General features: G+C 70.3%; 6 protein-coding genes and 1 pseudogene. All 7 read left to right on the forward strand.

Annotated elements, in window-relative coordinates; translation table 11 throughout:
- Window positions 1–629 (forward strand): annotated as a pseudogene (locus FNH08_RS38055) (hypothetical protein); the annotation flags it as partial.
- A gap of 176 nt (window positions 630–805) precedes the next feature.
- A complete protein-coding gene (locus tag FNH08_RS38060) occupies window positions 806–1,648 on the forward strand; it encodes a nitrilase-related carbon-nitrogen hydrolase (RefSeq protein WP_152776095.1) in 843 nt (280 codons plus the stop codon).
- Window positions 1,645–2,931: an aspartate aminotransferase family protein gene (locus FNH08_RS38065; protein WP_322726148.1), complete on the forward strand. Its 1,287-nt coding sequence runs from the start codon at window positions 1,645–1,647 to the stop codon at window positions 2,929–2,931. The genes FNH08_RS38060 and FNH08_RS38065 overlap by 4 nt, the downstream gene beginning before the upstream one ends.
- A 64-nt stretch (window positions 2,932–2,995) precedes the next feature.
- Window positions 2,996–4,561 (forward strand): PucR family transcriptional regulator, encoded by a 1,566-nt coding sequence (locus FNH08_RS38070; RefSeq protein ID WP_152776096.1) that lies wholly within the window; start codon window positions 2,996–2,998, stop codon window positions 4,559–4,561.
- Between the two features lie 191 nt (window positions 4,562–4,752).
- Window positions 4,753–5,595, forward strand: coding sequence for a nitrilase-related carbon-nitrogen hydrolase (locus FNH08_RS38075; protein WP_152776097.1), 843 nt, complete (start codon window positions 4,753–4,755; stop codon window positions 5,593–5,595).
- An 82-nt stretch (window positions 5,596–5,677) separates the two neighbouring features.
- Window positions 5,678–7,081 carry a dihydropyrimidinase gene (gene hydA / locus FNH08_RS38080; protein WP_152776098.1) on the forward strand — a complete coding sequence of 468 codons (1,404 nt, stop codon included), beginning with the start codon at window positions 5,678–5,680 and terminating at the stop codon, window positions 7,079–7,081.
- A gap of 11 nt (window positions 7,082–7,092) precedes the next feature.
- Window positions 7,093–8,115, forward strand: a complete 1,023-nt coding sequence (locus tag FNH08_RS38085; RefSeq protein WP_152776099.1) for a TIGR03842 family LLM class F420-dependent oxidoreductase — start codon at window positions 7,093–7,095, stop codon at window positions 8,113–8,115.
- The last annotated feature ends 61 nt before the right edge of the window (window positions 8,116–8,176 follow it).

Genomic DNA, 8,176 nt, shown 5'->3' on the forward strand with positions numbered 1-8,176 from the left:
CCCCCAGGACCCGTTCGCCCCGAGGCGCCCGTTTCGCCGGCGCGGCCGACACGGCGGGCGCCGCGCAGCCCCAGCCGAAGCGCCGACAGCCGCTCGACGACGAGGAGCGCCAGGAGGTCACCACAACCGTCGAGAGGCTGCTCGCCCTGCGGCGCGACCAGCGCAGCGGCGAGGCGCACGCCCTGCTCGTCGAGGCCGCCCACTGGCCCGCCGCCCGCTACCCGCTGCTCGCCGCCGAACTGCACCGCGCGGGCCTCGGCGCCGACTGGGCCACCCTCCTGTGGGAGGCCGCATCACTGCCCGCCGGCAAGCTGGTCGCGGCGGCGGACGCGCTGGCCGCGGCGGGGCGCACCGCCGACGGGGAGCAGATGCTGCGGCAGGGCGTGGCCCGCCCGGCCGTCGAGATCGGTACCGCCGTCCTCGCCCTCGCCCGCGAGGGGCGCGACCGGGAGGTACGGGCGCTCCTGGACGCGTACGTGCGCATCCGTACGCCGGAAGAAGCCGCCCGGAGCGCGGAGGCCGACCCGCAGCGCGTCGGTCCCCTGCTCCTTCAGGCCGCGCGACGCGTGTCGGACGAGCGCTACTGGGACCTCGTGCACGCCCTCCGGGTCGCGGGTTTCGCCGCCTGACACGGCGCGGGGCGTGCACGGGGCGGTCACCCGGAGGGGTGCGAAACAAGATCGACTCGTCCGGTTAACGGCGATGGTCTTGCCCAGGTACGCGGGGAGGCTTACGTTCAGCCTCTACGGCCTGCGTCTACGGGCGTAGAGGCTCTCTGACGTCCCCGCCGAAGGAGCAGCTGCCAATGGCCAACGTCGTACGCGCCGCTCTGGTCCAGGCGACCTGGACCGGTGACACCGAGTCCATGGTCGCCAAGCACATCGAGCACGCCCGCGAGGCGGCCCGGCAGGGCGCGAAAATCATCGGGTTCCAGGAAGTCTTCAACGCCCCCTACTTCTGCCAGGTCCAGGAGCCCGAGCACTACGCCTGGGCCGAGCCCGTGCCCGACGGACCGACCGTCCGTCGTATGCGGGAGCTCGCCCGCGAAACAGGCATGGTGATCGTCGTCCCGGTCTTCGAGGTCGAGCAGTCCGGCTTCTACTACAACACCGCGGCCGTGATCGACTCCGACGGCACCTACCTCGGCAAGTACCGCAAGCACCACATCCCGCAGGTCAAGGGCTTCTGGGAGAAGTACTACTTCAAACCGGGGAACCTGGGCTGGCCCGTCTTCGACACGGCCGTCGGCAAGGTCGGCGTGTACATCTGCTACGACCGCCACTTCCCGGAGGGCTGGCGTCAGCTCGGTCTGAACGGCGCCCAGCTCGTCTACAACCCGTCCGCCACCCACCGGGGCCTGTCCTCCCACCTGTGGCAGCTGGAGCAGCCCGCGGCGGCTGTCGCCAACGAGTACTTCATCGCGGCGATCAACCGTGTGGGCCAGGAGGAATACGGGGACAACGACTTCTACGGGACGAGCTACTTCGTCGACCCCCGCGGACAGTTCGTCGGGGACACCGCGAGCGACAAGGACGAGGAACTCGTCGTACGGGATCTCGACTTCGACCTGATCGAGGACGTACGACAGCAGTGGGCGTTCTACCGTGATCGTCGACCCGACGCCTACGAAGGACTGGTGCAACCGTGACGAGTGAACTGCTGGGCCGGCACAAGGCCGTGATGCCCGACTGGCTCGCCCTCTACTACGCGGACCCCGTCGAGATCACCCATGGCGAGGGCCGCCACGTCTGGGACGCTGAGGGCAACAAGTACCTCGACTTCTTCGGCGGCATCCTCACCACCATGACCGCGCACGCGCTGCCCGAGGTCACCAAGGCGGTCAGCGACCAGGCCGGGCGGATCATCCACTCGTCCACGCTCTACCTCAACCGGCCGATGGTCGAACTCGCCGAGCGCATCGCGAAGTTGTCCGGCATCCCGGACGCGCGGGTCTTCTTCACCACCTCCGGAACCGAGGCCAACGACACCGCGCTGCTGCTGGCCACGACGTACCGCCGCAGCAACCAGATCCTGGCGATGCGCAACAGCTACCACGGCCGCTCGTTCAGCGCGGTCGGCATCACCGGCAACAAGGGCTGGTCCCCGACCTCCCTGTCCCCGCTCCAGACGCTGTACGTCCACGGCGGCGTCCGCACCCGCGGCCCGTTCGCCGACCTGAGCGACGCCGAGTTCATCGCGGCCTGCGTCGAGGACCTCAGGGACCTCCTCGGTCACACCCGCGCGCCCGCCGCTCTCATCGCCGAACCCATCCAGGGCGTCGGCGGCTTCACCGCGCCGCCCGACGGCCTGTACGCCGCCTTCCGCGAGGTGCTCCAGACTCAGGGCATCCTGTGGATCGCCGACGAGGTGCAGACCGGCTGGGGCCGCACCGGCGACAACTTCTGGGGCTGGCAGGCCCACGGCCAGAACGGGCCGCCGGACATCCTCACCTTCGCCAAGGGCATCGGCAACGGCACGTCCATCGGCGGTGTCGTCGCCCGCGCCGAGATCATGAACTGCCTCGACAGCAACTCGATCTCGACCTTCGGCGGCACCCAGATCACGATGGCCGCGGGCCTCGCCAACCTGACCTACCTGCTGGAGCACGACCTCCAGGGCAACGCCCGGCGCGTCGGCGGGCTGCTGATCGAGCGGCTGCGGGCCATCGCCGCCCAGGTTCCGGCCGTACGCGAGGTACGCGGCCGGGGGCTCATGATCGGCATCGAGCTCAACAGGCCCGGCACGGACGAGGCCGACCCGGACGCGGCGGCCGCCGTGCTGGAGGCCGCCCGGGCGGGAGGCCTGCTGATCGGCAAGGGTGGCGGCCACAACACCAGCGTGCTGCGCATCGCCCCGCCCCTGTCGCTCACCGTCGCCGAGGCGGAGGAGGGCGCGGAGATCCTGGAGAGCGCCCTCAGCACGCTCTTGTAACACCCGGTCATGCCCGGTAGTGCACGGTCATACCCGGTCATTTCCTGAGCAAGGGGAACGCGCCATGACCACCATCGCCCCGGAACCCGCCCTGTCGGTACGCCAGGTCCTCACCCTGGACCGGGTCCTCGCCGGAGAGCCCGAGGTGGTGGCCGGGGCGAGCCATCTCGACCGGCTGGTGCGCTGGGTCCACGTCGCCGAGGCCGCCGACGTCGGTGTGATGCTCAGCGGCGGCGAGATGGTGCTCACCACCGGGGTGCTGCTCGCCGGTGACACGGAGGCGCAGGCCGAGTACATCCGCTCCCTGCACCGCGCGGAGGCCGCGGCCGTCGTCCTCGGACTCGGCCGGGCCTTCCCGTCACCGCCCGACGTGATGCGCCGGGCGGCCGAACGGTGCGGGCTGCCCATGGTGGTGCTGCACCGGCCCTTCCCCTTCGCCGAACTGACCGAGGAGGTCCAGTCGCGGCTGGTGCGGCGGAAGTTCGCGGCCGTGAGCCTGTCGGAGGCCGTACGGACGGCGCTGACGGGACTCATCACCGCGGGCGCCCCGCTGCAACACCTCCTCGACGAGGTCGCGCAGCACGCGGGATGTCCCGTCGTCGTCACCAACCTCGCCCACCGTGTGCTCGCCACGGCGGGGGAGCGGTCGGCGGTCGACGACGTGCTGCGCGACTGGGAGCGCATCGCCCGGCAGGCCGGCGGGAACGAGGGCGACGGCTGGGTGCGCGCCGAACTCGGCGGGCGCGGGGAGCGCTGGGGGCGGATCGTGCTGTGCGGCTACCGCGGCGACACGGCCACCGGGCGGCTGCTCGCCGACCGCGCCGCCGAGGCCCTCGTACTGCACCGCATGCTCGGCGGCTCGGCGCACTCCTGGGAGGAGGAGTCCGCGCAGAGCCTGCTCACCGACCTGATCTCCGGGATCGTCCCCGCGAGACAGCTCCTCCCCAGGGCCAGAGCGGCCGGACTCCCCGTCAACCGCCGTACGTTCGTCCCTCTCGTCGTACGGGACGGCGACCCCGCCGGACTCGACCGCGTGCTGCGCATGGTGGGCCTGCCAGGGCTCGTCGCCGAACTCGCCGAAGGGGCCACCGCCGTCCTGCTGAGCCTCGCCCGGGACCAGGACGCGGAGGCGCTGACCGCGCACTTCGCGACCCGGCTGCGCTCGGAGTCGGGGGCGGGGAACACGGTCGTGGCCGCCGCGGACGCCCGCACCGCCTGGGAGGACGTGCCCGCCGGACTGCGCGAGGCCCAGCACGTGGCCGACGCCGTGGCCCAGTCGGCAGCCGGGCTCGACCTGCCCGTCGTCGTACGGCTGCGGGACGTGCACCTGCGCGGGCTGGTCCGCCTGCTGCGGGACGACCCGTACGTCCAGGCCTTCGCCGAGCGGGAGCTGGACGGCCTGTTGTGCGGCGACCGCCACGCCGAGCAGGACCTGCTGCCCGTACTGCGGACCTACCTCGCGAGCGGCCGCAACAAGTCCCGCACCGCGCAGCTCCACCACGTCAGCAGGCCCGCCCTGTACCGCCGCCTGGAGGCGATAGAGACCCGCCTCGGCGTCGACCTCGACGACTTCGAGCAGGCCGCGTCCGTGCACATCGCGCTCCTCGCGCACGACGCGCAGCAGGGCTGACCCGCGTACGGGACCCCGGCCGCGCAACACCTGTGAAACCTGGGACGACCTGGAAAAACGGCGGTGAAACATGGGCCCGCGCAACGGTGACAGTGTGGAACGCCGCACGCCCGCAGACGTGACACGGTGCAACTCAAAGCGGCCTTCCGGACTTCCTACTCTCGCTGCACACCGAGCGACCGGAGGTCCCGATGAGCAGAGTGATCCGTGCCGCCGTCTTCCAGACCGCGTGGACCGGCGACAAGGAATCGATGATCCAGGTACACGAGCAGGCGGCCCGGGACGCGGCCGCGCAGGGTGCTCAGGTCCTGTGCTTCCAGGAGCTGTTCTACGGACCGTACTTCTGCCAGGTCCAGGACAAGGCGTTCTACGAGTACGCCGAGCAGATCCCCGAGGGCCCCGTCGTCAGGCGCTTCCAGGCGCTCGCCAAAGAGCTTGGGCTCGTCCTCGTGCTGCCGATGTACGAGGAGGAGCAGCCCGGCGTCCTCTACAACACGGCCGCGGTGATCGACGCGGACGGCTCGTACCTCGGCAAGTACCGCAAGCACCACATCCCCCAGGTCCCCGGCTTCTGGGAGAAGTTCTACTTCCGCCCGGGCAACGTCGGGTGGCCGGTCTTCGACACGGCGGTGGGCCGGATCGGCGTCTACATCTGCTACGACCGGCACTTCCCGGAGGGCTGGCGCGCGCTGGGTCTCGCGGGTGCCGAGATCGTCTTCAACCCGTCGGCCACCTCGCGGGGTCTGTCCCGCTACCTGTGGCAGCTGGAGCAGCCGGCCGCGGCCGTCGCCAACGAGTACTTCATCGGCGCGATCAACCGGGTCGGCGTCGAGGACCTCGGCGACAACGACTTCTACGGGACCTCGTACTTCGTGGACCCGGAGGCCCAGTTCGTCGGCGAGGTGGCGAGCGACAAGGAGACCGAACTCGTCGTCCGCGACCTGGACATGGCCAAGCTGCGGGAGGTGCGCGACCGCTGGCAGTTCTTCCGCGACCGCCGCCCGGAGGCGTACGGCCCGCTGACGGCTCCGTAGGCGCCCCGTTAGGGGCGCGGGGAACTGCGCGAGCAACCACAGCCAACCCGCAGACGACCAACTACCGCTCCGGAGACGGAATATGAGTAGCCGTACAGTCATCCGCGGTGGTCTCGTCATCACCGCGTCCGACGAGATCCACGCCGACGTCCTGATCGAGGACGGCCGCATCGCCGCCCTCGCCGCCACCGGCACCCCCGCCGCCGAGGCCTGGACGGCCGAGCGCACGATCGACGCCACCGGAAAGTACGTGATCCCCGGCGGCGTCGACGCGCACACGCACATGGAGCTGCCGTTCGGCGGCACCTTCGCCTCGGACACCTTCGAGACCGGCACCCGGGCCGCAGCCTGGGGCGGCACCACCACCATCATCGACTTCGCCGTGCAGAGCGTGGGCCACTCGCTGCGCGAGGGACTGGACGCCTGGATGGCCAAGGCCGACGCCCAGTGCGCCATCGACTACGGCTTCCACATGATCGTCTCCGATGTGAACCAGGAGACCCTCAAGGAGATGGACCTGCTGGTGGAGGAGGGTGTCACCTCCTTCAAGCAGTTCATGGCCTACCCCGGCGTCTTCTACAGCGACGACGGCCAGATCCTGCGCGCCATGCAGCGCTCCGCCGAGAACGGCGGCCTGATCATGATGCACGCCGAGAACGGCATCGCGATCGACGTGCTCGTCGAACAGGCGCTGGCCCGTGGCGAGACCGACCCCCGCTACCACGGCGAGGTCCGCAAGGCGCTGCTGGAGGCCGAGGCCACCCACCGCGCCATCAAACTCGCCCAGGTGGCCGGTGCGCCCCTGTACGTCGTGCACGTCTCGGCGATGGAGGCGGTCGCCGAGCTGGCCAGGGCGCGCGACGAGGGGCTCAACGTCTTCGGCGAGACCTGCCCGCAGTACCTCTTCCTGTCGACCGACAACCTCGCCGAGCCCGACTTCGAGGGCTCCAAGTACGTGTGCTCGACACCGCTGCGCCCCAAGGAGCACCAGGCCAAGCTGTGGCAGGGCTTGCGTACGAACGACCTCCAGGTGGTCTCCACCGACCACTGCCCCTTCTGCTTCGTCGGCCAGAAGGAGCTCGGCCGCGGGGACTTCTCCAAGATCCCCAACGGCCTCCCCGGCGTCGAGAACCGTATGGACCTGCTCCACCAGGCGGTCGTCGACGGGCACATCTCGCGCCGCCGCTGGATCGAGATCGCCTGCGCGACCCCGGCCCGCATGTTCGGCCTGTACCCGAAGAAGGGCACCATCGCCCCGGGCGCCGACGCCGACGTCGTCATCTACGACCCGCACGCCGAGCAGGTCATGTCCGCCGAGACCCACCACATGAACGTCGACTACTCGGCGTACGAGGGCAAGCGCACCACCGGCCGGGTCGAGACGGTCCTCTCGCGCGGCGAACCCGTCATCACCGAGCGGGAGTTCACCGGACGCGCGGGTCACGGCGTCTACACCCCCCGCTCCACCTGTCAGTACCTCAACTAGGAGCGGAGCCCATGGACTTCGGACTCGTCCTGCAGACCGACCCGCCGGCCTCGCGCGTCATCGAGCTGATGAAGCGGGCCGAGGGCAACGGCTTCACGTACGGCTGGACCTTCGACTCCGCCGTGCTGTGGCAGGAGCCGTTCGTGATCTACAGTCAGATCCTGTCGAACACCTCGAAGTTGACGGTCGGCCCCATGGTCACCAACCCGGGCACCCGCACCTGGGAGGTCACCGCCTCCACGTTCGCCACCCTCAACGACATGTTCGGCAACCGGACCGTGTGCGGCATCGGCCGCGGGGACTCCGCGATGCGTGTCGCCGGCCGCAAGCCCAACACCCTGGCCCGTATCAGCGAGGCGATGAAGGTGATCCGGTCGCTGGGCAGCGGGGGAGAGGCCGACCTCGGCGGCGGCACCGTCATCAGCTTCCCCTGGATCAAGCCCGGCGCCGAACTCCCGGTCTGGATGGCCGCCTACGGTCCCAAGGCCCTGAAGATGACGGGTGAGGAGGCCGACGGCTTCATTCTCCAGCTCGCGGACCTGTACCTGACCGAGTACATGGTCAAGGCGGTGAAGGACGCGGCCGTCGCCGCCGGTCGTGACCCCTCCGACGTCAGGATCTGCGTGGCCGCCCCCGCGTACGTCACCGAGGACGACTCGCCCGAGGCGCTCGCCCACGCGCGCGAGCAGTGCCGGTGGTTCGGCGGGATGGTCGGCAACCACGTCGCGGACCTGGTCGCCAAGTACGGCGAGCACTCCGCGGCCGTGCCCGACGAGCTCACCGACTACATCAAGGCCCGCGAGGGGTACGACTACTCCCACCACGGGCGCGCCGACAACCCGGACACCCAGTTCGTGCCCGACGAGATCGTCGACCGGTTCTGCGTCATCGGCCCGGTCGAGAAGCACATCGAGAAGCTGAACGCGCTGCGCGAGCTGGGCGTGGACCAGTTCGCCGTGTACGACATGCACGACGCCCAGGAAACGGTGATCGACGCGTACGGCACGCAGGTCATCCCCGCGGTCAACTCCTGATCGCCCCCTCGACTCCTGACAGACAGCACCACCGCTCTCTCCCCCCCCGACCCCCCACACC

It is taken from the genome of Streptomyces spongiae, assembly GCF_009377185.1.
Lineage (GTDB): Bacteria > Actinomycetota > Actinomycetes > Streptomycetales > Streptomycetaceae > Streptomyces > Streptomyces spongiae.

Bases quoted from the DNA above. Each gene is read 5' to 3' on its own strand.
- FNH08_RS38060 (WP_152776095.1), top strand. From the start codon at position 806: ATGGCCAACGTCGTACGCGCCGCTCTGGTCCAGGCGACCTGGACCGGT.
- FNH08_RS38070 (WP_152776096.1), top strand. From the start codon at position 2,996: ATGACCACCATCGCCCCGGAACCCGCCCTGTCGGTACGCCAGGTCCTC.
- FNH08_RS38075 (WP_152776097.1), top strand. From the start codon at position 4,753: ATGAGCAGAGTGATCCGTGCCGCCGTCTTCCAGACCGCGTGGACCGGC.
- hydA (WP_152776098.1), top strand. From the start codon at position 5,678: ATGAGTAGCCGTACAGTCATCCGCGGTGGTCTCGTCATCACCGCGTCC.
- FNH08_RS38085 (WP_152776099.1), top strand. From the start codon at position 7,093: ATGGACTTCGGACTCGTCCTGCAGACCGACCCGCCGGCCTCGCGCGTC.